This is a genomic window from Streptomyces sp. NBC_01481, assembly GCF_026339995.1.
GTDB lineage: Bacteria > Actinomycetota > Actinomycetes > Streptomycetales > Streptomycetaceae > Streptomyces.
In genome coordinates, this window is record NZ_JAPEPT010000002.1 from 328,818 (window position 1) to 353,248 (window position 24,431).

17 protein-coding genes, 1 tRNA gene and 2 pseudogenes are annotated in these 24,431 nt (G+C 68.4%); 8 read left to right on the forward strand and 12 right to left on the reverse strand.

Going from position 1 to position 24,431, the window contains the following annotated elements; all coding sequences use genetic code 11:
* Positions 1-35: 35 nt before the first annotated feature.
* Complete coding sequence (locus OOK40_RS12000; protein WP_266479784.1) at positions 36-911, forward strand: sigma-70 family RNA polymerase sigma factor; 876 nt, start codon at positions 36-38, stop codon at positions 909-911.
* A gap of 103 nt (positions 912-1,014) precedes the next feature.
* Here OOK40_RS12000 and OOK40_RS12005 read toward each other — a convergent pair whose 3' ends face one another.
* Positions 1,015-1,359 carry a VOC family protein gene (locus OOK40_RS12005; protein ID WP_266479786.1) on the reverse strand — a complete coding sequence of 115 codons (345 nt, stop codon included), beginning with the start codon at positions 1,357-1,359 and terminating at the stop codon, positions 1,015-1,017.
* Between the two features lie 132 nt (positions 1,360-1,491).
* On the opposite strand from OOK40_RS12005, the gene OOK40_RS12010 reads away from it, so the two are divergent.
* Positions 1,492-2,496, forward strand: coding sequence for a DUF3800 domain-containing protein (locus OOK40_RS12010; protein ID WP_266479788.1), 1,005 nt, complete (start codon positions 1,492-1,494; stop codon positions 2,494-2,496).
* A 33-nt stretch (positions 2,497-2,529) separates the two neighbouring features.
* Here the strand turns inward: OOK40_RS12010 and OOK40_RS12015 are convergent, their stop codons facing one another.
* Positions 2,530-3,390: a multicopper oxidase domain-containing protein gene (locus OOK40_RS12015; RefSeq protein WP_266481612.1), complete on the reverse strand. Its 861-nt coding sequence runs from the start codon at positions 3,388-3,390 to the stop codon at positions 2,530-2,532.
* Between the two features lie 550 nt (positions 3,391-3,940).
* Between OOK40_RS12015 and OOK40_RS12020 the strand changes: the two genes are divergently transcribed.
* A complete protein-coding gene (locus tag OOK40_RS12020; RefSeq protein ID WP_266479791.1) occupies positions 3,941-5,998 on the forward strand; it encodes a PA14 domain-containing protein in 2,058 nt (685 codons plus the stop codon).
* Positions 5,999-6,137: 139 nt separating this feature from the next.
* Positions 6,138-6,308 (forward strand): annotated as a pseudogene (locus OOK40_RS12025) (RidA family protein); the annotation flags it as partial.
* 1,104 nt (positions 6,309-7,412) lie between these two features.
* On the opposite strand, the gene OOK40_RS12030 reads toward OOK40_RS12025, so the two are convergent.
* Positions 7,413-8,864 carry an NAD(P)/FAD-dependent oxidoreductase gene (locus OOK40_RS12030; protein ID WP_266479794.1) on the reverse strand — a complete coding sequence of 484 codons (1,452 nt, stop codon included), beginning with the start codon at positions 8,862-8,864 and terminating at the stop codon, positions 7,413-7,415.
* Between the two features lie 590 nt (positions 8,865-9,454).
* Here OOK40_RS12030 and OOK40_RS12035 point away from each other — a divergent pair.
* The 4 genes from OOK40_RS12035 to OOK40_RS12050 are packed head-to-tail and all read left to right on the forward strand — an operon-like array spanning position 9,455 to position 12,015.
* Positions 9,455-9,805, forward strand: a complete 351-nt coding sequence (locus OOK40_RS12035; RefSeq protein WP_266479796.1) for a hypothetical protein — start codon at positions 9,455-9,457, stop codon at positions 9,803-9,805.
* Positions 9,806-9,840: 35 nt separating this feature from the next.
* Positions 9,841-10,482 carry a DUF5819 family protein gene (locus tag OOK40_RS12040; RefSeq protein WP_266479798.1) on the forward strand — a complete coding sequence of 214 codons (642 nt, stop codon included), beginning with the start codon at positions 9,841-9,843 and terminating at the stop codon, positions 10,480-10,482.
* The gene (locus OOK40_RS12045; RefSeq protein WP_266479801.1) at positions 10,479-11,504 is read left to right on the forward strand and encodes an HTTM domain-containing protein; all 1,026 of its coding nucleotides are present in this window, start codon (positions 10,479-10,481) and stop codon (positions 11,502-11,504) included. The genes OOK40_RS12040 and OOK40_RS12045 overlap by 4 nt, the downstream gene beginning before the upstream one ends.
* Complete coding sequence (locus OOK40_RS12050; protein ID WP_266479804.1) at positions 11,476-12,015, forward strand: serine hydrolase domain-containing protein; 540 nt, start codon at positions 11,476-11,478, stop codon at positions 12,013-12,015. The genes OOK40_RS12045 and OOK40_RS12050 overlap by 29 nt, the downstream gene beginning before the upstream one ends.
* 142 nt (positions 12,016-12,157) lie before the next feature.
* On the opposite strand, the gene OOK40_RS12055 is transcribed toward OOK40_RS12050, so the two are convergent.
* The 9 genes and pseudogenes from OOK40_RS12055 to OOK40_RS12095 form a co-directional block, all read right to left on the reverse strand.
* Positions 12,158-12,466 (reverse strand): hypothetical protein, encoded by a 309-nt coding sequence (locus OOK40_RS12055; protein ID WP_266479807.1) that lies wholly within the window; start codon positions 12,464-12,466, stop codon positions 12,158-12,160.
* A gap of 22 nt (positions 12,467-12,488) precedes the next feature.
* A pseudogene (locus OOK40_RS12060) lies at positions 12,489-12,779 on the reverse strand (transposase); the annotation flags it as partial.
* Between the two features lie 108 nt (positions 12,780-12,887).
* A tRNA-Thr gene (locus tag OOK40_RS12065) sits at positions 12,888-12,964 on the reverse strand.
* A gap of 122 nt (positions 12,965-13,086) precedes the next feature.
* Positions 13,087-14,628 carry an alpha/beta hydrolase gene (locus OOK40_RS12070; protein ID WP_266479809.1) on the reverse strand — a complete coding sequence of 514 codons (1,542 nt, stop codon included), beginning with the start codon at positions 14,626-14,628 and terminating at the stop codon, positions 13,087-13,089.
* 79 nt (positions 14,629-14,707) lie between these two features.
* Positions 14,708-15,913: a DNA polymerase III subunit delta' gene (locus tag OOK40_RS12075; RefSeq protein ID WP_266479811.1), complete on the reverse strand. Its 1,206-nt coding sequence runs from the start codon at positions 15,911-15,913 to the stop codon at positions 14,708-14,710.
* Between the two features lie 398 nt (positions 15,914-16,311).
* A complete protein-coding gene (gene tmk, locus OOK40_RS12080; RefSeq protein WP_266479813.1) occupies positions 16,312-19,326 on the reverse strand; it encodes a dTMP kinase in 3,015 nt (1,004 codons plus the stop codon).
* A 109-nt stretch (positions 19,327-19,435) separates the two neighbouring features.
* Positions 19,436-22,276 carry a type I DNA topoisomerase gene (gene topA / locus OOK40_RS12085; protein WP_266479815.1) on the reverse strand — a complete coding sequence of 947 codons (2,841 nt, stop codon included), beginning with the start codon at positions 22,274-22,276 and terminating at the stop codon, positions 19,436-19,438.
* A 224-nt stretch (positions 22,277-22,500) separates the two neighbouring features.
* Entirely contained in the window at positions 22,501-22,698 is a 198-nt protein-coding gene (locus OOK40_RS12090; RefSeq protein WP_266479817.1) for a hypothetical protein, read from the reverse strand.
* A 157-nt stretch (positions 22,699-22,855) separates the two neighbouring features.
* Entirely contained in the window at positions 22,856-24,367 is a 1,512-nt protein-coding gene (locus tag OOK40_RS12095) for a class I SAM-dependent methyltransferase (RefSeq protein WP_266479819.1), read from the reverse strand.
* Positions 24,368-24,431 lie beyond the last annotated feature (64 nt).

Here is a 24,431-nt window from a genome sequence, read left to right on the forward strand (position 1 = left end):
CTCCTGTGACACGCGGCGGCGAAGGAATGTGTCCCATGGACGAGAACGATTCTCTGGCGGAACGCTTCGAGGAGCACCGCGCCCGGCTGCGCGCGGTGGCCTACCGGATGCTCGGCTCGTCCGGCGAGGCGGACGACGCCGTCCAGGAAGCCTGGCTGCGGCTCAGCCGCTCCGAAGCCGACGCGATCGAGAACCTGGGCGGCTGGCTCACCACAGTCGTCGCACGCGTGTGCCTCAATATGCTGCGCTCTCGCGAGACCCGGCGCGAGGACCCCTGGGACGCGCACCGGCCGGAACCGGCCGCCGACCGCGAGGACAGCGCCGACCCCGAGCACCAGGCGCTGCTCGCCGACTCGGTCGGCCTGGCGCTCCTCGTCGTACTCGACACCCTGGCGCCCGCCGAACGGCTCGCCTTCGTCCTGCACGACATGTTCGCCGTGCCTTTCGACGAGATCGCCCCCATCGTGGAGCGCACCCCGGCCGCCACCCGCCAGCTCGCCAGCCGCGCCCGCCGCCGGGTCCAGGGCGCGGAAACCGCCCCCGAAACCGATGTCACGCGCCAGCGCGAAGTCGTCGGCGCCTTCCTCGCCGCCTCGCGCGGCGGCGATTTCGCAGCGCTGCTGACCTTGCTCGACCCGGATGTCGTCCTGCGCGCGGACAGCGCGGCCGTCCGGTCGGGTGCGGGCGCGGCATTCGGTGCCCAGGCGGTGGCCCACACCTTCGCGGGCCGCGCGCAGGCCGCGCAGCCGGCGCTGATCAACGGCGCGGCGGGGCTGGTGTGGGCCCCGGGCGGACAGCCGCGCGTCGTCTTCGGCTTCACGATCGCCGCCGACGGCAGGATCGTCGCGATCGACATCGTGGCCGACCCCGGGGGCCTGGGCCGACTGGACCTGGAGGTCCTGAGCGGCTGACGGGCGACGGACGGGGCTGCGGGGGAGCCTTGCTGTGGCGGCCCGGTCGGCACGGGCGCGTACGGACCGGGCCACCGTTTCCGCGGCTGACGGCCACGTGCCGTCAGGCCTCCTGGATAAGGCCGATGACACTGCCGTCCGCGTCCTTCAGGATGGCGGTCAGCTTGCCGCCGCCGACGTCCTTGACGTCCTGCACGGCCTCCGCACCGGCGCCGAGGAGCGCCTGGATCCTGGCCTTGATGTCATCGACGTGCCAGTACGCGACAGGGCCCGTCATCCCCAGGCTGTGGCCGTTGGGGTCCAGACCGACATCCTGGCCGCCGACGCGATAGCCGACGTAGTAGACCTCGTCCATGATCGGCTCCACCCCCAGAAGCGCGGTGAAGCGGGCCTTGGCCTGCTCGATGTCCTTGACGGGGTAGATGATCGTCTTGATGCCTTCGTTCATGACGTGCTCCTGGTGCTCGGTTCGCGGTGCTCAGGTCGTGCGTGCACTGCCATGACACGACGGGTCACGGGAATGTGACCTCCGGACACACGGAACCTGCCCCGAGCGGAGGTACGGAAAAACCCATGGTGGATGCGACCCGGATCGCCAACACTGGTAAGGGTGGAAGTCTTCTGCGACGAGTCCGGATCCGACGGCGAGAATCTCACCGGCGGAAACACCGATGTGTTCGCCCACGCCAGTGTGCACCTGCCCCTTGAACCGGCGGTGGATTCCATCCAGGAAATACGCAACAGAATCCGCTCACCGGCGGAGGAATACAAAGCGAATCATCTGCTCCGGGGGAAACACCGCTCAACCCTTGAGTGGCTGCTGGGACCTTCCGGCCCGATCCACCAAAACGCCCATGTACATCTCACCGACAAGGCATTCTTCGTCGTCGGCAGAGTCGTCGACCTCCTCGTGGGCGAAACCCGCGGCCGGACCGCGAGCACCATGGCTCTCACCCTCTACCGCGAGGGCCCCCGCGCCTTGGGGCAACAACAGTGGCAAGCCTTCCTGGAGTCGTCCAACAACCTGATGCGCACCAAGAACCGCTGGGACGCGCGAACCCCGGTCGACTCCTTCTTCCAGCTGCTCGACGCCCTGCGCCCGACAGCCGCGGGAAACGGAGTCGGCGACATCATGGAATTGCTTCAACAGGCCCGGCCCCGCGCCGACTCTTTCTGGGCGCGGACGCTCGAAAACCCGACGAAGATTCCGTCATTGGACCCCCTCATTCCGGCCATCGTCCAGACCGTTGCCCACTGGAGTGCGGGCGGACAGTCCGTCTCCCTTGTCCACGACCAGCAGAACGCGCTGACAGAAGAGCGCATCGCATGGCTCAAGGAGCATCTCCGTTCACCACACGGCCGATTGACCAGCGTGCGGCTCGTCGATTCCCGCTCGGACCCACGCGTTCAGCTCGCGGATTTCCTGGCCGGAGTGGCGCGGAAGATAGCCTCGGACGAACTCAACGGCCGCGGCGACGCGGAGCTCACGGTGCTGCTGCGACCGTATGTGGACGCGTCCTCGATCTGGGGCGACGACCGAAGCTGGTCCCTGCTGGGTCCCGCGCACGCTCGGGCGGAGCGATAAAGGAAGCCCAGGTTCTTGGGCGCGGACATCCCGTCAGTGGCCGTGGCCGCCGCCGTGTTCGCCGCCGTGGCCGCCGCCGCGTTCGCCGCCGCGTTCGCCGGCGGCGGCGACGCCGTCGGCGACGATCGTCCACGGGCGCATCAGGTCGTCGTCTTCGTGTTCGAGAAGGTGGCAGTGGTGGATGTACGTCGCCGGGAACTCGGTGCCGCTTCCCGGAATCGACGCGATCGTACCCGTCGGCGGGGAGATTTCCGGAATGATGATTCTGGTCACCGTCTCCGGATATGCCTTGACCGTGTCCTTGTAGGACTGTGCTTCGTCCGGGTCCGGCGGAATCGGTGGGCCGGTGAGATAGTTCGCCAACACCGGTAGGTCCTCCGGTTTGCGGCCACCGTAAATCCACTTTTCGTAATCTGCCTGGTAGCCGGCTGCGTCGATCGGCTGCCTGTTCAACACCTGGAAGTTGACGAGGTGGACATGCATCGGGTGGGCGTCGTGGTTGGGATTGATGTACTCCCAGATCTCGGTCGAGCCCGCCTTGATGAAGTCCTGGGACGGCTCCATGAATGGCACCGCGTTGAACGTCATGGTGGTGAAGATCTCGTGCTGGTACACGACCCATTGCCGCCGACGGGTGTCCGGTTTCGGCTCGACAGGTGCGACCGTCGGCAGGTTGAGCCTCTTGGGCGGCTTCGTCTTGTCCCCGCCTCCGGACAATCGTTTGGTGACCCGGAATTGCATGATTTCTGAGATTTGCGGTCCGAGGCCGGGGACGCCGGGGTAGTGGACCGGCGCATGGTAGTTCGTCAACGTGACTTTCGTGCCCATGGGCATCCGGCTGAAGTCGACGATCAGGTCGTACCGCTCGGCCGGCCCGATCAGGAAGTTCAGCATGTGCAACGGAGCACGGAAGCCGCCGTCGGTGCCGATCAGCCAGAACGGCAGTGTGGGCTGAGGCAGTACGTCCCTGGGAACGTCGAACCTCAGCCGCCAGAAACGCTCGTTCGAAGCGTTGAGAATGCGCAGCCGGTAACGTCGCGGCTCGACGGCCAGGAAAGGGTACGCCTTCCCGTTGACGACCGGGGTGTCCTCGCCTTCCCTCTGGGTCATGGTGTAGGCGAGCGAGCCGACTTGGCGACCGTCGGGCGGTCCTTGGTCACGCAGTCGATCTCAGCAGCAATACGGCAGGCATCGGAATACGCGCCGCTGCGGGCGACGGGTGGAAAGGGCACAACGCCAGGGGACACCTTCAGGCCTCGCCCGGAACCCACGACTGAGACCAGGGGCAGCCGCGCGGCACGACAACTCAGATCTCGTCCCGTGACCTGCGACTTCGATGCTGACAGCGGGCGCGCGGACGTGCGATCATCGCGCCCGGCGCTCCCCCCACGCCCTGGTGCCGTCCCATGCCCCACCGGACCCCCGAGAGCGACTCCGAATACCCATGCATCAGCGTCTCCGCGCTGCCTGCGCGACGGCCGCCGCCGTCGGCGCAGCCATCGCCGGACTTGCCGTGCCCTCCACGGCCCATGCCGTCACCACCTGCGCCGACGGCGTTTGGAGGGCCACGTACTACCCCAATACTTCCTTTAGCGGGACACCCAAGCTCACCACGTGCGACGCCGCCATCAACGAGGGCTACGGGACGGGCGACCCTGCCGCGGTCAGCCTCCCCAACGACAACTTCACCGTGCGCTGGCAGACGACCCGTAACTTCGGCTCCGGCGGACCCTTCACCTTCACCACCGCCGTACGCGACGGAATCCGGGTCTACCTCGACGGTGTCCGCAAGATCGACATCTGGCAGAACGTCTCCACCACTCAGACCAGGACCGTCAATCTCACCATCCCGAGCGGCCGCCACACCATCCGCGTCGACTTCGTCGCCTTCACGGGCTACGCGAACGTCAAGTTCGACTATGCACCGCGAACTTCGGCGACCGTCGACACGGTGGCGCCCCTCGCCCCGACCGGCGTGTCCTCTTCGTACGACCCCGCCACCCTTAAGGCGACGGTCCGCTGGGCCAGGAACGCCGAGATGGACCTGGCCGGGTACCACGTCTACCGCCGCCTCACGGGCAGCACCACGTGGTCCCGCGCGACGAGCACCCCGGTGACCACCACATCGTTGGTCAACATTCCGCCCGCGACCGGCCAGACGTACTACTACGAGGTTCGCGCCGTCGACAAGGCCGGCCGGTTGTCGCCCGGTTCGGCGGATGTGCCGCTCGCCACGGTCGACCGTACGGGCCCGGCGGCTCCGAGCGGACTCACCGTCTTCATGGACCACCATTCCGGGAACATCCTGCGCTGGAACCCCGTCGGGGACGCGGCCCGCTACGAGGTCTCCACGGCCGTACAGGCAGCAGGCCCCTTCACCGTTCTGCGGGAGACCACCGAACTCTGGTACGAAGACGCCTCCGCTCCCTTTGGCGAACCGCGCTACTACCGTCTCAGGGCCTTCGACGCGGCCGGCAACGCTTCGGCCTACTCCGCCACCGTGAGCGGGGATCGAGTCGACCGGACCGCGCCCCCAGCGCCGACGGGACTGAACACGCTGGTCGGGACGGACGGAGTACGCCTGTACTGGACGCTCCCCGCCAGCTTCGACATCGACTGGAACAACGGCGGCAAGGTCTGCATCTACCGGTCGCCGGGCACCTCCGTGCTGCCCGATGCCGCTCAACTCCATTGCACGGCCCAGTCCCTGAACGAGGGCGACGGGCAGGCCTGGGCGGACAGCGACGTGACAGAGGACACCGTCTACTCGTACGCGGTCACGGCGCTCGACCCGGCGGGCAATGAGTCCCCCCGCTCCGCAGCAGTGACGGTCCGCACCGCGGACACGGTGGCGCCCGCACCGCTGACCGGGCTGCGCGCCACCCCGCGCGCCGACGGCATGCTGTTGTCCTGGGACGACCCCGCGGACACCGACATTTCCTCGTACCGGGCCGTGCGCGGCCTCCGCCAGACCGACGGCACGGTCAAGTGGATCGGGGAGTTGGCCACCTGTGCGGACGCCCCCGACGATCCGCTGGCCATGCTGTGCATCGGCGTCCCGAACGGCGAGACCCACGTCTACGCGGTGATCGCCACGGACACCTGGGGCAACACGCTTTCCCTCACCGACCCGTCCGTCGCCACCGTCACCGCCACCGAACTCGCCCTGGAGCCGGTGGAAGCCGTCGGCGACGACCCCGGGCCGGTGTACGGCGGCGGAGGCTGGACGGTCTCCGGGGCCGCGTCCAGGGTCCATTGGACATGCTCGGCGACAGCCTGCGCGGACATCACCGAGTACCGGCTCAGCCGCTGGAACCCAGCCATGGGCGCCTACGAGCTGCTGCACACCGAATCCGCCGTGACTGGCACCACGTCGTACGCCTACCTGGACGAGACCCAACCACTCGGTCAGACCTCGTTCTACCGGGTTGTCGGGCTCCGCTCGGACGGCACCCTGACGGCGGCTGCGCACCCTTGGCGCATCCGCCCGGACCTGGCCTGACAGCCGGACAGAGGCAATAGCGAAGGGGCCGAGAGGCTCACGCCTTCCGGCCCCTCGGATGCTGCAGTCCTCCCCCAGGTCCTCCCGAGAAAGTCGCGCACCCATTCAGGCCCGGTACTCGCATGAGGACCGGGCCTGACACTACGTGACCGACACCCGCCATGTGACGGCTGTCCATGAGGTGCGCGACGAGTACGTCGACACCAAGCGCTCGCCCGCCAGCACCGCTGTCCAAGTGGCCGCCCTGTTCCGCCCAGAACTGCTGCTGGAAGTGGAAGCGCTCGCCCTCGCCCCGGAGACCGCGCGGTGAAGGTGGCTGTGTGTGGTCTGGGCAGGATGGGGAAGCCTTCGCGGCGGCCCTGGCCGCCGACGGCCACGACCTCACCGTGTGGAACCGGACTTCCAGGGGGCTGGCCGGTAGCTGGAGGCAGGCCTCAAGCGTTTCACAGAGGACAGTGATCAGGCCATTTTCCTCTGTACGGCAGGGAGGTTGAGGACTCAGCGGGTGTGGATGGAAAGGCTCAGCGGGCGACAAGTCGAGCATTCAGACGACCATGGCGGCCAGTGATCGCTGCGGCGCAGGGCGTGGGTGGGGCCCATCCGCGGTGTCTGCTCGCCGGCTGAGAGGGCGCCGCTGGTCGCCGCGGTTTCCGCGAAGATGCCGTCGCAGTCCCACGCGTAGCGCTTCAGCCAGCCACCATCTGCACTGCCCTCGCCTGGAGTTGCCGATGAGTAGAGTAAACGGCCGGTTGAAGATCGTAAAGGAATGGAGCATGGGATGCGTCGGCTAGCTGGCCTGGTGGTTTTGATTGCGGCGATGGCTCTCGCGTTCTGGTTGGGCCTCGGGCCTCCAGACGAGTGGGAAGGTGCAGCGAGGTTCGTGCGCTTCGCCCTCTTGCTGAGTTGCTGCCTGGTGATCGGCGGTAGCGCGCAGCTGATCTACCCCGACAAGCCAAAGGACGAGCCGACCCAAGTCACCGGGTAACCAGTACAGTTCAACGTGCGTGTCGCGACTTGGTGCGGTGTGTGCCAAATGTCGGCTCAGCGAAGGCAAGGACGCGGCCGCCCTGCTCAGGGGCTGGTCAGCGTGCAGTGGAGCGGCGTGGGCCGACGACCCGGAGCTGAGCCACCCGACCACCTCGACGGCCAAACCGGCCAGGACGTAGGCCCAGGTGGGTGATGTCCTGGCCGGAGTCTGTGACGATCAGCATGTCCGGATGGCCAAGCTGCTGGTGGCTTGCGGCCATGATCCTCCACCTCGCGGAGCTTGGGCAGCGGTCACTGCGGTGGCGTCGTCGGGCAGCCCGAAGCGCACGGTGCCGAGCGGCGCCGAATGAATCCACAGCGCGCGAAGCGCTCGGCGCTGCGGCCCGGGTTACACGCCCTCAGGGGCATGAGGCCTTCCAGCAGATTCTCACCGCGGTCCGAGGTCCGGAGGGGTTCGGATGCCGAACTCGCGGCGGAGGGCGGACAGCGCGGCAAGGTAACCCGACATGCCGTGAACGCTTGGCCCGGGCGGCGTTGACGCGGAGCACAGGTAGACACCCGTCAGCGGAGTGCGGTAGGGATCAACACGGGGGACGGGACGCATGAGGGACTGCCAGAGAGTCATTGCGCCTGATCCGATGTCTCCGCCTACATAGTTCGGGTTGTACGCGTGGTACTCGGCGCCGCTGATTCCACGTCGATGGATCACCGTGTCGGTGAATCCGGGCGCGTAGCGTTCGATGCATGCCGTGACCATTGCGGTCGGGTCCACTGCGTCGCCATTGGGGACGTGGGCATAGGCCCACACAGGACGTCGCCCCGGTTTGGCGCGGCTCGGGTCGGCCGATGCGGGGTCGACCAGGAGGACGAACGGCTCTTCGGGTCGGATGCCAGCAGCTGCCGATGTCTCAGCTCTGAACATCTCTGCCTGGGTTCCGCCCAGGTGAACGGTGGCGGCTTGCCCCACGGCAGGGTTGGCCCAGGGAATCGGCTCGGAGACGAGGAAGTCAACTTTCGCTGCTGCGGGCCCGTACCGGAAGCGTGCGAGACCTCGTTTGTAACCGGCCGGGAGCCGATCAGCGGCGATCTGTGTGAACGTCTTTGGGCTTATGTCGAGAAGCACCACTTTCGCGCGTGGCAGTTCGTCAAGACTTGTCACTTGATGATCCGTGTGGAAGGTTCCGCCGCAGGCCGTGATGTCGTCGGCAAGTGCGTCGGCGATGCGAGCGCTTCCACCTTCGGGGATTGGCCAACCGGTACCGTGCGCGAGGTGCCCGAGGAGCATTGCGACTGCACTCGAGGCAAGGGAAGGCAGCTTGCCGACTGCATGCGCGGCCACCCCGGTGAGGAGGGAGCGGGCCACTTCGGTGCGGAAGCGACGGGGTGCCAGCGCAGTTCCGTGGGCAAGCATGCGGGAACCCAGTAGCGCTGGGGCGGAAAGGTTTCGCGGGAGGCTTCGTTGCCCCGACAGGATGAAGTCAACCAGTTCTTGAGAGTGGTTAAGCAACGGCTGCATGAGGCGACGCCAGCGATCGCCATCCGGACCAAGGTGGGCGCAGGTCGTCTCCAGATCGCGGTAAGCCAGGCCCGCGAGTCCGTTTTGCAAGGGGTGGGCATAGCTGACGGACGGATGCAACATGTTTATCCCCCGGGACGCCAGGTCGAACTGACGAAAAAAAGGGGACACTACGGCCATAGGGTGAACAGCGGAACAGATGTCGTGTGGTATATCGGCATCGAAGAGGGGCTCCGTCCGCAACCCACCCCCGATGGTTTTCCGGCCCTCATACAGCGCAACTTTGAGGCCCGCCCGACCGAGAGTAACCGCCGCGGCAAGACCGTTCGGGCCGGTTCCTACCACTACCGCATCGGGTTCCATACATCCTCCGTAGGTACTCAGCGCCACTGGCAAGCGGAAGCCGCCAGACTTCGGAAGCCATCGCCGGAGACCTTGTGCAGGAACTTTGCGGCATGTCACAGCAGCCAAGCGGTACAGACAAGGGCGCCACGCGGGGCGAGAACTGCCGGAACGCTACCAGCCAGCCCTTCGCGATATTTGCGCCAAACTCGTGGCCGATAACGCTCCATAAAAGATTGAGAGATGAACGGTCCAGAGTTCGGAACCGGTCAGCACAGGGGCTGACTCCCACCAGTCACCGCCGGTCACACTCACACTCATCGAGCCGCATTCACCTCGAAATGGGCGCTGTGATGATCACCACACAACCACCCCTTGAGATGCCCACATCATTCTTCTTAAGATGATCACGAATCGCGGCGAGCATTAGGAATCGACTTGCAGAGGGAAGTCGATATTACGGGGCGCACGTCGCGAGCAATCTTCCGTTCCCGTCGGAAAGCCTGGTTCTCCCATGAGGACGAGCGGTCGAGGATGTCTGACCAACACCTTCTGGCGCGCCGCTGCTCTCACCTCAGGCGACCAGGTAGCACATAAAAGAGGGGAAAAAAATGAAGAAGAAGAATGCTGCTGCCGTCTTCGGTGTGGCCGTTGCGGGCACGCTCCTGATGGTGTCGATGCAGGGTTCCGCGCAGGCCTCCACGCCGCAGCAGGCCACCGGTGGCCTGAGTGCTCAGGCCACCAGCAAGGAGACCCCGGTGGCGCCGAAGGCCGCGGCCGGCGCCCGGGCTGCCCAGGCCGCCGGCCGGGCTGCCGCACGGGCTGGCGTTCACGCACGTGCCGCTGCGAGCTCGGTTGCCAGTTCGGCGGCTGAGTTCATCGGCAGCACCAGCCTTTTCGCCGCGCCTGCGGTGGTGTCGGCCGAGGGTTCCTCTGCTGCGGCGACGGCTTTCGACAGGTGATAGCGCGCCACCGGCGCATCCAGAGGGCGGCACTGTTGGCTGGTGCCGCCCTCCTGGGCGCCCATTTCTTCATCGCGGCGTTCTCCCAGGCGCCACTCAGCCCAGCCAAAATTCAACTGCATGCAGTTATCAGCGGCTATCTGGACCCGTACTTCACGCAGAACTGGAGTCTGTTCGCTCCTGAGCCGGTGAAAAATGATGAGGGGATAGTAGCGCGTGCAAAGTGCGCTGACGGTTCCGTCACGGATTACTACGATGTGACCGGCCCCTTGATCAAAGAGACTCAGGACGACCGATTCTTCCCTTCCCGTGTGCCGAGGCTGGTAAGCACCGGAATCCGTCAGCTCAACGATTCAGATGACCTGTTGCTGCGTCTCCGTCAGAAGCAGGAGTCGAAGAATACGGAAGACTCCAAGGCAAAAGACGGAAAGGGTAAGCGTGATATCCCTCTGACGCCCTTTGAGGAGCGTCAGCATGAGGATGCTGAGCGATCCTTGTCCCGCTTCGCACTGACCAAAATGGGCAATGTCTGCCCAGATGGCACGGGGCCGACCGCTGTCCAGGCACGCATGTATGTCAAGACGCTGCCTCCGTGGTCACAGCGGAACAACTCCAAGGCGAAGAGCTCGCTGGACCTTTACGACTTGCCATGGAAAAAGGCGGTTGAACTGCAGTGAGCATCAAGGAATCGATTGACTCAGCTGCCAGTCGCCCCGTCGCTGCATTGGGAGTGTCAGGAACCCGTGCACTGCTGGGCTTCGTCGGCTTCATGTACTACCTGAGTCACTACAGCGATCGGCACTACCTGTTCGGCCCGGGAGCGGATTCCGTCCTACCGCACCGCCTCTTCGTCGAACAAGTCCAGGAGAAGGGCAGTTTCAGTCTCTACACCTGGAGCACCTCCGAGGCCTGGTTCGAAGCGGTCTTCCACCTCGGTCTCCTCGCCGCTCTGGCTGTGACATTGGGCGTGGGGGGCAGGGCAGTCCTTGCCGCGCACGGAATATTCCTCTGGTCGCTCTACGAGCGGCAGACGGCTGTGATAGACGGGGGAGACAACCTTGCCCAACTCGTGATCCCTATGCTGCTCCTGACAAACTGCTACCAGCATTTCTCCTTCTCGAGCGGATCCGCCCGCCGTGTCATCGGACGACTCCCGGAGAGCGTGCGCTCTCTCGGTGTTCCACTGCACAATCTTGGCGTGGCCGCGATTGCCGTACAGATGTGCCTCGTGTACGTGGTGAGTGGTCTGTACAAGGTGCAGGGAGAAGCTTGGCAGGACGGCACCGCGCTCTTCTACATCATGCGCGTCCCCGAGTTCGAGCTGCCAGGTGTTTCCAGCTTCGTCTACAACAGCGACATACTTGTCTTTCTCGGCACCTACGGCACCGCCCTGTTCCTCGTGTACTTCCCGATGGGGATCCTGGTGCCCAGCCTGCGCCCGTGGACGGCGGCTGCCTCCATAGCCTTCCATGTCTCCATCGGCGTGTTCATGGGACTCACCGCGTTCGCCCTCACGATGATCGCCTGTGACCTCATCTTCCTCTCCTCTGCCCTGTCCCGCGCACGTCAGATAGGACGAACCATCGGCAAACGCTGGACGCAGAAGCATCCCGAGAGCCTCCGCATCATGGCCACCGAACAGGGCGCACCAGATAATGACAACCCAGTCGATGCCCCCGTTCCCCAACCTGCAAATTAATGACAGCGTCCCCGCCGGAGAGCGCGAGGAGTACTCCAACTTCGGCTACGCGGTGCTCGGGGCGGCACTGACTGCGGCAACCGGGCAGGAATACGGCGACCTCGTCGCCAAGCACGTACTGTCCCCCCTTGGCCTGCCGCGCGATGCGATGCAGGCCCACCCACCGCAGCGCAGCCGATTGCTGCCGACCGGGAGGTTCGGGCACAGCATGAAACCGTGGACCATGACAGGAGCCATCTTGCCCGCGGGAGGGCTGTGGGCAAGTCCCCGCACACTGTCACGCGTGCTGACTGGTCTCGTACTCGACCGTTCGCTCGGGGAACCCTCCCTCGGATGGCAACGTACGGGGCCGCTGCCCTTGATCTGGCACAACGGCGCGACACGCACGGCATCGATGTTCGCTGGCGCCGTGCCTGACGGCCGCTGGACAGTGGTCCACCGTCTGAGTAGCTCGTACAACGTGACGGATCGCGTCGGCCTGGACTATCTGCGCACAGCACATTCGCTGTGAGTGGGTGACGTGCCAGCGGGTGGGCGCCAGCAGGTCGTGGAACGGGCTCTGGTTGCTGTGTTCCGGAGAGGTTGGTGGCACGGCGGGCTGAGGTGTTGCCGCTTATTCCGCTGTGGGGCCGGTGCCGGAACCAGTGGACCGATCACGCTGGCGCCTGCAGATGATCGTCATCTTGCCGATGCGGCCGGGGACCTCGACTGGCTGGTGTCGGTGCGCGGATTGTCGCGTTCGCTCGCCAGGTTTCCTCGGCTTGAACGCTGGCTATTGTGACTCCGGCCTGCCGGCCGGGTTCTGCCCCGGTGTCAGGGTGTCCGTCGGCGATCAGCATCCCGAGGCGGGCTAGCGTGACGCCCAACTGATGGGCGGCTTCTGGCTGAGACATCCAGGCGTTGTCCTCGACGGTGTCCACTTTGAGCAGACATAGCCGCAGTTGCTTCTCGGCCTTGACCATCCCCGTCGGCGTCTTTGGTGCATCACGCTGCCGTCGCCTTCGGCCGCTCGACCAGGTGGCCGCGTTCGAAGCGTGCTCCGGCCCTGACGAGGGCGACGAGGTGGGGTGCGTTCACGGCTCGCCAGCGGGCCTGGGCGGACTCGACGAGCTTGAACACCATCGCCAGGGCGGCGGCTCGGGAGCCAGCCCCCTTGGTGACCTTGGTCCGCAGACGGACGGTCGCGAAGGTCGACTCGATGGGGTTCGTTGTCCGCAGGTGGATCCAGTGCTCGGCCGGGAAGTCGTAGAACGCCAGCAGCTCGTCCTCGTCATCGCGATCTTCTTGGCGGCCTTGGGGAACTTCGCGCCCCCCGATTCGCCCGAATCCCAAGGTCAACGAAAGATAGAAACCCCAGGTCAAAGGTTTGACCTGGGGTTCCCATGGAGCCGCCTTCGGGATTCGAACCCGAGACCTACGCATTACGAGTGCGTTGCTCTGGCCAACTGAGCTAAGGCGGCAAGCTGCTGATATACGCGTCCTGACGAAGACACGTTCGCATCAGCAGCGGCGCCAAGTCTACAGGGTTGTTTCGGGTGCCCCGGACCACCCTCGGACCTCCCTCGAACCACGTCCGGTCGCCTCAGCTGCAGCGCTTGTTCTCCGGCGGAACCGTGCCTTCCAGCAGGTAGGTGTTGATCGCCGTGTCGATGCAGTCGCTGCCCCGCCCGTACGCCGTGTGGCCGTCGCCTTCGTACGTCAGCAGGCTCCCCGAGGACAGCTGCGCGGCCAGCCCCTGCGCCCACTTGTAGGGCGTGGCCGGGTCCCGGGTGGTGCCGACGACCACGATCGGGGCCGCGCCCTTCGCCTCGATGCGGTGCGGCGCGCCGGTCGCGGGGGTGGGCCAGTACGCGCAGTTCAGCGAGGCCCAGGCAAAGCCCCTGCCGAAGACCGGCGAGGCCTTCTCGAACTCTGGGAGCGCCGACTGCACGGCCCCGGGGGTGGTGAAGGCGGGCGGCGAATCGAGGCAGTTCACGGCTGCGTTGGCGTACATCAGGTTCGCGTACGTGCCGTCGCTCTCGCGCTCGTAGTAGCTGTCGGCCAGCGAGAGCAGCGCGGCTCCGTCCCCGGCCATGGCGGTCGTGAGAGCCTCGCGGAGCTGAGGCCAGGCGGCCTCGTCGTACATCGCGGCGATCACGCCCGTCGTGGCCAGCGACTCACCGAGCTTGCGGCTCTCACCGGTCTCGGCGGGCTTGGCGTCGAGCGCGGTGAAGAAGGCCTTGAGCCGGAGCGAGGCGTCCGCCGCGGAGGTGTCGCCGAGCGGGCAGTCCTTCTGCTTGACGCAGTCCGCGGCGAAGGACTGGAACGCGGTCTCGAAGCCCGCGGTCTGGTCCCGGTTCATCTCACGGGACGGCAGTGAGGGGTCCATCGCTCCGTCCAGGACGAGACGGCCGGCGCGCTCGGGGAACAGCTCGGCGTACGTCGCGCCGAGGAAGGTGCCGTACGAAGCCCCGACGTACGACAGCTTCTTGTCTCCCAGCACAGCGCGCAGGATGTCCATGTCGCGCGCCGCCTCGACGGTGGAGACATGGGGCAGGACCTCGCCCGAACGCTGCTTGCAGCCCGCCGCGAAATCCTTCAGCGAGGTCGAGAGCCGGGCCGTCTCGGCGGCGTCGTCGGGGGTCTGGTCGACCTGGGTGTACGCGTCCATCTCCTTGCCGGAGAGGCATTCGACGGGCTCGCTGCGGGCGACACCGCGCGGGTCGATCGCGACCATGTCGTACCTGGCGCGGACGGGGGCGGGGTAGCCGATGCCCGCGTACCCCTGCAGATAGTCGACCGCCGAGCCGCCTGGGCCACCCGGGTTGACCTGCAGCGTGCCGAGGCGCTTGCCGGGGCCGGTGGCCTTCTTGCGGGCGACGGCCAGCTTGATGGAGTCGCCGTCGGGCGCGGCGTAGTCCAGCGGAGCCTTCATCGTGGCGCAGTCGAAGCCCTCGACACCGCACGGCCGCCACTTCAACTGCTGCTCGTAGTACGGCTTGAGAGCGGCGGCCGGGGCGGCCCGGCCCGGTGCGGCGGAGGCGGAGGCGCCCGACGACGAACTCCCGCCCGTACAGCCGGAGATCAGCAGACCGGCAGTGGCCAGCGCGAGGGCGGAAGTGCGAAACAGGCGCCTGGTGTCCATCCTCGGAGCGTAGCCGCAGGGTGCGGGCCATGCCCGCCGGTGCCCGTACGGGTGAGCCGGTCAACACCGCCGCGGTCGCTCAGCCCGCGCGCAGAGCCACCGCCATCGCCTCGACAGCCAGCAGGGGCGAGACATTGCTGTCCAGCGCCTGACGACAGGCGACCACCGCCTCTATCCGGCGCAGGGTGCCCTCGGGGGTCGAAGCGTGGGCGATCCGGTCGAGAGAGTCCCGTACGTCGAGATTGGCGAGCGCGACCTCGGAGCCCATTTGGAGGGCGAGCACATCACGGTAGAAGCCAGTCAGATCGGTCAGCGCGAGATCCAGGCTGTCGCGCTGCGAACGCGTCTTGCGGCGCTTCTGCCTGTCCTCGAGCTCCTTCATCGCCCCCGCGGTCCCCCGGGGCATCCGCCCCCCGGCCGACGCGCCGAGAGCCGCCTTCATGTCCTCGGTCTCCTTGACGTCGACCTCCTCGGCCACCTGATTGGCGTCCTCGGCGGCGGCGTCGATCAGCTCCTGGGCGGCCTTGAGGCAGCCGCCGATGTCCTCGACGCGCAACGGCATCTTCAGCACGGTCGCCCGACGGGCCCGGGCCCGCTCGTCCGTCGCCAGGCGGCGGGCCCGGCCGATGTGCCCCTGGGTGGCGCGGGCGGCGGACATGGCGACATCGGGCTCGATCCCGTCACGCCGGATCAGTACGTCGGCCACAGCCTCGACGGGTGGCGTACGAAGCGTGAGATGGCGGCAGCGGGAACGGATCGTCGGCAGCACATCCTCGATCGACGGCGCACAGAGCAGCCACACGGTGCGGGGGGCGGGCTCCTCGACGGCCTTCAGCAGGACATTGCCCGCGCCCTCCGTGAGCCGGTCGGCGTCCTCCAGGATGATCACCTGCCAGCGCCCGCCGGCCGGGGAGAGCTGCGCGCGGCGGACGAGCTCGCGGGTGTCCTTGACGCCGATGGAGAGCAGGTCCGTACGAATCACCTCGACGTCGGCGTGCGTACCGACAAGGGTGGTGTGGCAGCCGTCGCAGAACCCACAGCCGGGTTCCCCGCCGAGGGCACGGTCGGGACTCGTGCACTGCAGCGCCGCGGCGAACGCCCGAGCGGCGGTGGACCGCCCGGAACCGGGCGGACCGGTGAACAGCCAGGCGTGCGTCATCTTGGACGCGTCAGGCGGCCGCTCACGGCGGGCTTCGGCGGTGACGCGGGTGTCGGCGTCCCGGGCGGCGGCGGAGAGCTGCGCGTGGACGCGCTCCTGGCCGACGACGTCGTCCCATACGGCCATGGGCCGTCACCCGCCTTTCTTGCGTGGGGGTCTCCATTGTGGGGGCAAGGTCTGACAGCGGGGTGAGGGCCGGGGGCGTCTCCCCCACCCCGCCCCTTCCCGAAACTGGGGGCAAGCCCCCAGGCCCTCAGGGGGAAGGGGGCTGCGCCCCCACACCCCCGATGCGCCGGCTTCGCGGCGCGAGCTGGCACCCGCATCCCCGGCGTCGGCCTCCTGGCGCGGGGCCCACAAGCATCACCCCGCGCGGACGCCCGCACCCCGCGCCAGGAGGCCAGGACCACGCCGTAAATCTACGGTCCCGACGCGACCCCGGAGCGGACCCCAGACGGTCACCCTGCGGCGCCGGGCAACCCAAGGCCCGGACCCCAAAGCGCAACCGACACCGCGCCGGGCACTCGTCAGCGCCTCCCGCGGCGGCCGCCATTCTCGTCGTCCTCGTGCGGGCCCAGCAGTTCGTCCGCCAGTGTCGGGAGGTCGTCCAGTGGCGTTTCCTCCGCCCAGTCCGAGCGGCGGCGCGGGCGGCCCGAGCTGGGGTCGACCTGGGGGAGCTCACGCGTGCGCTCGTCCCGGGCCGCGCCCGCGTCCCGTACCGGAGGGAGCACGGCCGTCTCGTCCGCGTCCCGTACCGGAGGAAGCACCGCAGTCTCGTCCGCGTCCGCCGGGACCTTCGGGAGTACGGCCGTCTCATCGACCACCGGCCCCGGCGTCGGCGTCTGGACCTCCTGCGTCACGGCGTCCGGCGGCGCGACCACCGGCGTAGGCACCGTCACCTCCGACGGCGAGGGCGCAGCCGCTGCTGCCTCCGCCTCGGCCAGCCTCCGCGCCTCCTCGGCCCTGAGCAGCGCCTCCTCCGCCTTGCGCTGCTTCTCGAGACGCCGTTCCTCCGCCTCCGCCCGCAGCCGGGCCTCCTCCTCCGCCTGCCGGCGAAGCCGTTCCTCTTCCTCCCGGCGCGCCTTCTCCTCGGCCAGCCGCCGCGCCCGCTCCTCGTCGGCGAGCCGCCGTGCTTCCTCGGCCCGCTGCCGGGCCTCCTCCGCCTGCCGTTCGGCCTCGCGCTGCCGCGCCTCCTCCAGCTCGCGGCGCTTGCGCTCCTCCTCCTCGGCGCGGAGTTTCGCGAGCTGTTCCTGCCGCTCGCGTTCGATCCGCTCTTCCTCCGCCTTGCGCGCGGCCTCCTCCTCGGCCCTGCGCCTGGCTTCTTCCTCGGCCGCCTTGCGCGCCTCCGCCTGCGCCCTCACCTCGGCCTCGGACAGGGGCAGCATCTGGTCGAGCCGGTGCCGTACGACCGTGGTGACCGACGCGGGCTCCTGCCCGGCGTCCACCACCAGATACCGGCCCGGATCCGCCGCCGCGAGTGTCAGGAATCCGGCCCGCACCCGCTGGTGGAACTCCGCCGGCTCCGACTCCAGCCGGTCCGGCGCCTCGGTGAAGCGCTCCCTCGCCGCCTCCGGGGAGACGTCGAGCAGCACCGTCAGATGCGGTACGAGTCCGTCCGTGGCCCACCGGTTGATACGGGCGATCTCGGTCGGGGACAGATCGCGGCCCGCGCCCTGGTAGGCGACCGACGAGTCGATGTAGCGGTCGGAGATGACGATCGCGCCGCGCTCCAGCGCGGGCCTTACGACCGAGTCGACGTGCTCGGCACGGTCGGCGGCGTACAGCAGCGCCTCAGCGCGGTTCGAGAGCCCCGCCGAGGACACGTCGAGCAGGATCGACCGCAGCCGCTTCCCTATCGGCGTGGCGCCCGGCTCACGCGTCACGACGACCTCGTGGCCCTTCGCCCGGATCCACTCCGCGAGCGCCTCGACCTGTGTGGACTTCCCGGCCCCGTCGCCGCCCTCCATGGCGATGAAGAACCCGGTCGGGGACGGTGCCTGCGCCGGGTCGGCCCCGCCGCGCAGGGCGTCGCCGAGGTCCCGGCGCAGCGGAACTCCGGACCGGTCGTCCGTCTTGGCGAGCACCACGGCCGCGACAGGCAGCAGCAGCGCGCCGACCAGCATCAGCGTGAACGCCGCGCCGCCGTGCGCGAAGACGAAGTCCCCGCTCGCGAGCCGGTGCGGCCCGATCGCCGCGGCGAGCAGCGGAGCCGCCAGCGCGCCGAGGGCGATGGAGACTCGTACGACCGCCTGGAGGTGCTCGGTGATCCGGGGCCGCCGGAAGTCCTCGGCCTCCTGGTCGATCAGCGCGTGCCCGGTGCTCGCCGCGACACCGGCCGCGAGTCCCGCGAGCAGAGCGATGAACAGCACGCTCGCCGTGTCGGGCACCAGGCCCATCGCGAGCAGCGCGATGCCGGTGACGGCGAGCGCGATGGCGAGCAGCCGCCGGCGCGAGAGCGTGGGCAGTACGGCGGCGGCGCCGCGGATGCCGACACCGGCGCCGCCGGTCAGCGCGAGCACGAGCAGCGCGAAGGCGGCGGGCCCGCCGCCCAGGTCGAAGGCGTGCAGTACGGAGACGGCCACGGCGGACGCGATCGCGGCGGCGACCGACCCGCAGGCGAGGACGAACAGCGGTATGGCGCCCGTACGCCCCCTGTCCAGGCCGTTGCCGGTGGACGGACGGCGCAGCCCTTCGAGCGGTGAACGCGGCCGCGGGGTCTGCGAGCCGGGCAGCTCGACGAAGTACAGCGTCGAGATGGACGCGGCGAAGAGGCCGGCCGCGACATACGAACCGAGGGCCGCCTGGTGCAGCGAGAACCAGTCGATGCCCGAGCCGAGCAGATTTCCGATCAGCGTGGCCACGAGCAGGACCGCGGCACCGGCGGGGATGACGGCGAAGCCCGTACGCAGCCACAGCCTGCGCAGCGCGTCGAGGTGGTCGGGGAGCGGGCGGACGGCCGCGCCCTCCAGCGGCGGGGCAGGGAGCAGTGCGGGAGCGGCACCGTCGCGGGCGACCGTCCAGAAGCGTTCGGCGACGCCCGCGACAAAGACGGTGATCAGCAGGATCGCCGGGGCGTTGTCCGGGGTCCAGTCGATCCACAGCGGCGCGACGACGAAGAGCGCGAGCCGCAGCCCGTCCGCCCCGATCATGGTCCAGCGCCGGTCGAGCGGCCCCTTGGGTGACGTGAGAGTGGTCAGCGGGCCGAGCAGGACGGCGCCGAAGAGCAGCGTGGCCAGCACTCGCGCACCGAGCACGGCGGCGACGGCGAAGGCCGCTCCGCGATAGCCCTCCCCGAAGGTGCCCGCCAGGACCGAGGCCTGCAGCGTCAGCAGGAGGAGGACAAGGAGGGCGACGGAGTCACCGATCCCGCCCACGACCTGGGCGTTCCACAATCGCCTGAGCGGAGGGAAGCGCAGCAGGGCGCGCACCGCGCGTTCACGGGAATCCACGCCAAGTGCGTCGGTTGCGTCGGAGTCTGAGGCAGTCTCTGAGGCGGTGCTCACGACCGCCTGCTGCTCGGCTGGCTGCTCGGCTCGCGTCATCCGCCCAGCCTATCCGGAGCGCACCGCTCCCCGGAGGCCTGTCCGAACATACGGGCGCTTTGTACGGAGGGTGCGATACCTCCCGTTCGAAGCGCCCGCAGGCAAACCGCTACTCGTCCGCCGACGCCTTCGTCGAGGCCTTCGCCGACGCGGTCGTCTTCTTCGCCGCGGCGGCCGACGTCGTCTTCTTCGCGGCGGTCTTCTTGGCCACCGCCTTCTTGGCGACGGTCTTCTTCGCCGCGGCCTTCTTCGCGGGTGCCTTCTTGGCCGGAGCCTTCTTCGCCGTCTTCTTGGCGGGCCCCTTGGCCCGCTTCTCGGCGAGCAGCTCGTACCCGCGCTCCGGCGTGATGTCCTCGACGCTGTCGCCCGTGCGCAGCGTCGCGTTCGTCTCGCCGTCGGTGACGTACGGACCGAAGCGCCCGTCCTTGACCACCACCGGCCGCTCGCTGACCGGGTCCGTGCCCAGCTCCTTCAGCGGCGGCTTGGCCGCGGCCCGACCGCGCTGCTTGGGCTGCGCGTAGATCGCCAGCGCCTCGTCCAGCGTGATGTTGAAGAGCTGGTCCTCGGTCTCCAGGGAGCGCGAGTCCGTGCCCTTCTTCAGATACGGGCCGTACCGGCCGTTCTGCGCGGTGATCTCGACGCCGTCCGCGTCCTTGCCCACCACACGCGGCAGGGACATCAGCTTGAGGGCGTCGTCGAGCGTGACGGTGTCCAGGGACATCGACTTGAAGAGCGAGGCTGTGCGCGGCTTGACCGCGTTCTTGCCGGTCTTCGGGGTGCCCTCGGGAAGGATCTCCGTGACGTACGGGCCGTAGCGGCCGTCCTTGGCGACGATCTGGTTGCCGCTCACGGGGTCGGCGCCCAGCTCGAAGTCGCCGCTCGGCTTGGCGAGCAGCTCTTCCGCGAACTCCACAGTGAGCTCGTCGGGAGCAAGGTCGTCGGGCACGTCGGCGCGCTGGTGGCCCTCCGCGTCCTTCTCGCCTCGCTCGATGTACGGGCCGTACCGGCCGACGCGCAGCATGATGCCCTCGCCGACCGGGAAGCTGGAGATCTCCCGGGCGTCGATCGCGCCGAGGTCCGTCACCAGCTCCTTCAGGCCACCGAGGTGGTCCCAGTCGCCGTTGCGGGCGCCGGAGGCGGCGCCCCTGTCGTCGCCCTCGCCGAAGTAGAAAGCCTTCAGCCACGGCACGGCCTGCGCCTCGCCCCGCGCGATGCGGTCGAGGTCGTCCTCCATCTTCGCCGTGAAGTCGTAGTCGACGAGACGGCCGAAGTGCTTCTCCAGCAGATTGACCACGGCGAAGCTCAGGAAGGAGGGCACGAGCGCCGTCCCCTTCTTGAACACATAGCCGCGGTCCAGAATCGTGCCGATGATCGACGCGTAGGTCGAGGGGCGGCCGATCTCGCGCTCTTCCAGCTCCTTGACCAGGGAGGCCTCGGTGTAGCGGGCCGGCGGCTTGGTCGCGTGGCCGTCCACCGAGATCTCCTCGGCGGACAGGGCGTCGCCCTCGGAGACCTGCGGCAGGCGCCGCTCACGGTCGTCGAGCTCGGCGTTCGGGTCGTCGGCGCCCTCCACGTAAGCCTTCATGAAGCCGTGGAAGGTGATCGTCTTGCCGGACGCGGTGAACTCGGCGTCCCGGCCGTCGGCAGCGCGGCCGCCGATCCGGACGGTGACGCTGTTACCGACCGCGTCCTTCATCTGAGAGGCGACGGTCCGCTTCCAGATCAGCTCGTAGAGCTTGAACTGGTCGCCGGTCAGACCCGTCTCGGCCGGAGTGCGGAAACGATCACCCGAAGGGCGAATCGCCTCGTGCGCCTCCTGCGCGTTCTTGACCTTCCCGGCGTACACACGCGGCTTGTCCGGCAGATAGTTGGCGCCGTACAGCTGCGTGACCTGCGCCCGGGCCGCCGAGATGGCGGTGTCGGACAGCGTGGTGGAGTCCGTACGCATATAGGTGATGAAGCCGTTCTCGTACAGCTTCTGCGCGACCTGCATGGTGGCCTTGGCCCCGAAGCCCAGCTTGCGGGAGGCCTCCTGCTGCAGCGTCGTCGTACGGAAAGGTGCGTACGGAGAGCGGCGGTACGGCTTCGACTCGACGGCCCGGACCGCGAACGACGCATCGGCCAGCGCGGCGGCGAGCGCCCGGGCGTTCGCCTCGTCGAGGTGGAGCACGTGGGCGGACTTGAGCTGCCCGTCCGAGCCGAAGTCACGGCCCTGGGCCACACGCTGCCCGTCGACGGTGTTCAGCCGGGCCGTGAGAACGGAGGGGTCGGAGGCGTCCCCGGCGCGGCCGGTGGAGAAGGTGCCGGTCAGGTCCCAGTACTCGGCGGAGCGGAAGGCGATGCGCTCGCGCTCACGCTCGACGACAAGACGGGTCGCGACGGACTGCACACGGCCGGCGGACAGCCGCGGCATGACCTTCTTCCACAGGACCGGCGATACCTCGTAGCCGTAGAGACGGTCGAGGATACGGCGGGTTTCCTGGGCGTCGACCATGCGCGTGTTGAGCTCGCGCGGGTTCTCGACGGCCTCGCGGATCGCGTCCTTGGTGATCTCGTGGAAGACCATCCGGTGGACGGGGACCTTGGGCTTGAGGACCTCGAGCAGGTGCCAGGCGATCGCCTCGCCCTCGCGGTCCTCATCGGTGGCGAGGAAGAGTTCGTCGGACTGGGCGAGCTGCTCCTTGAGCTTCCTGACCTGGGCCTTCTTGTCGGCGTTGACGACATAGATCGGCTGGAAGTCATTGTCGACGTCGACACCGAGGCGGCGCACCTCGCCGGTGTACTTCTCCGGCACCTCGGCGGCGCCGTTGGGGAGGTCGCGGATGTGCCCGACGCTCGCCTCGACGACATAGCCGGGGCCGAGGTAGCCCTTGATCGTCTTCGCCTTGGCAGGCGACTCGACGATCACGAGTCGGCGGCCGCCCTGTGCGGTCTCGCTGGTCGGGGACAACTTCGCTCTTCTCTCCGGTCGACGCTCTGTGGGCGCTCACGGCTGCACGGCACTGGGTGCGGCACGGCTGTGACGCTGCTGTCGCTGCGGAGTGTGACGGTACAACCCGCCCCCGTGTCAAACGGCAAAAGCCCGCAACGGCCACTCGAACGGTAACCCGAGTCCGGCCATTCCTGCCGCCCCGGAGCAGCACGACGGCGCTTCGGCGCCCAGATGCCCCCAGATCAGACGCGGCCGAAGCACCAGAGACCGAGAGCGAGGAACCCCGCGCCGAAGAGGGCGGCGAGCGCGACGGCCGTGGCGGGACTCACTCCGTGTGCGACCGGCGCGCGGTGGCGCACACGTGCTCCCGTCCACAGCAGCAGCCCGGCCCCGAACAGCGTGAACGCCGTCCCCGCGAAGATCGCCGGCCCGCTCTCCATGCCCGTACCCGGTCCTTCCCTGAAGCCGAGGTCTCCCGGAGGCCGAGGCTGGCACCTCCGGGCGACACGGGTGCGAATTCCGGGTGAACGCCGCGTCGGTTCACCCACCCGGAGGCCGACCCTCCTCTTCTTCTGTTTGATGTTGGCCGGATTCACCTCATGGACGGACCGGTTCCAGAAAGCCTTCCTCGACCAGCAGCCGCAGCGCCTGCGGGGTGCGATCACGCAGCACCACCGGATCCTCGTCGAGCAGCTGGGCGATCGCGTCCAGAATCCGTCCAGCACTGAGCGTCCCGTCGCACACCCCGGCAAAGCCCGCGCCGACCGTGTCGACCTTGGTGGCACGCCGCATGCCGCGGTTCTGACGCAGCACCACATGCTCCGGGTCCTCCGCGCCCGGCAGCCCGACCTGCTCCTGCACGACCTCCGGGGCCAACGTGAAGTGACCGGCGAGCAGCGCCGCGTCGTCATGCGTACGCAGATAGTCCTGCCGCTCGAAGTGCGCCTGCACGCCGGCGCCGAGCGGCTGCTCGACAGGATGCGGCCACTCCTCGGCGACGATCGAAGGGCGCTCGGAACCGGACTTCCTGAGCGTGATCCAGCCGAAGCCGACGGCCTTGGTCTTACGAGCCTCGAACTCGTCCAGCCACGCCTCGTACCGCGCGGCGTACTGAGCGGGGTCACCGCGGTGGTCGCCGCTGTCCCGCAGCCACAGTTCGGCGTACTGCGTCACGTCCTGCACCTCGCGCTGGACGATCCAGGCGTCACAGCCGCGCGGCACCCAGGAACGCAGCCGCTCCTGCCACTCCTCCCCCTCCACGTGCTGCCAGTTGGCGAGGAACTGGGCGTATCCCCCGTCGTTCAGCCTGTCCCCCGCCTGCTGAACGAGCGAACGGCACAGATCGTCCCCGCCCATCCCGCCGTCCCGATAGGTGAGCCGGGCGCCGGGGGAGATGACGAACGGAGGGTTGGACACGATCAGGTCGAAGGTGTCCTTGTGGACCGGCTCGTAGAGCGAGCCCTCGCGCAGATCGGCCTCCGGGGCTGCGGAGAGCGCCAGCGTGAGCCGCGCGAAGTGCAGGGCGCGCGGGTTCAGATCGGTGGCCGTCACGCGGATCGCGTGCTGGGTGGCGTGCAGCGCCTGAATGCCGGAGCCGGTGCCCAGGTCGAGCGCGGAGGACACCGACGTACGAATGGTGATCCCGGCGAGCGTGGTGGATGCCCCGCCGACCCCGAGAACAACTCCCTCGCCCTGGCCGCTCGCACCACCCGCGCCGCCGACCGCGCAGCCCAGGTCGGAGACGATGAACCAGTCCTGGCCCTCGGGACCGCCGTACGGCCTCACATCGACCGTTGCGCGTACGTCCTCGCCGTCCTGCACCACCCAGCCGTCGGCAAGGCACTCGTCGAGTGGCAGGGCTGCCCGCGCCCGCCCGGAGGCGACGGAGCGCTGGAGCAGAAACAGCTGTACGAGGGTGTCGAGGACGCCGTCCCCTCGGGTGGCGCGCAGGGCAGGCACCGTCTCACTGCGGGCGAGCGCGGCATAGGCGGGAGCGCCGAGCAGGTCGAGCAGTCCGTCAGCGGTGAAGTCGGCGGCGAGGAGGGCTTCGCGCAGCCGGGGCGAGCGGTCGGGCGAAGGAAGGCCTGGGGCAGGGCTGGTCGTACTCACCCGCCCATTGTGGCGGCCGACACTGACAAACGCCGCACGGCCGGGCCCCCTTCTTGCCCGCCGG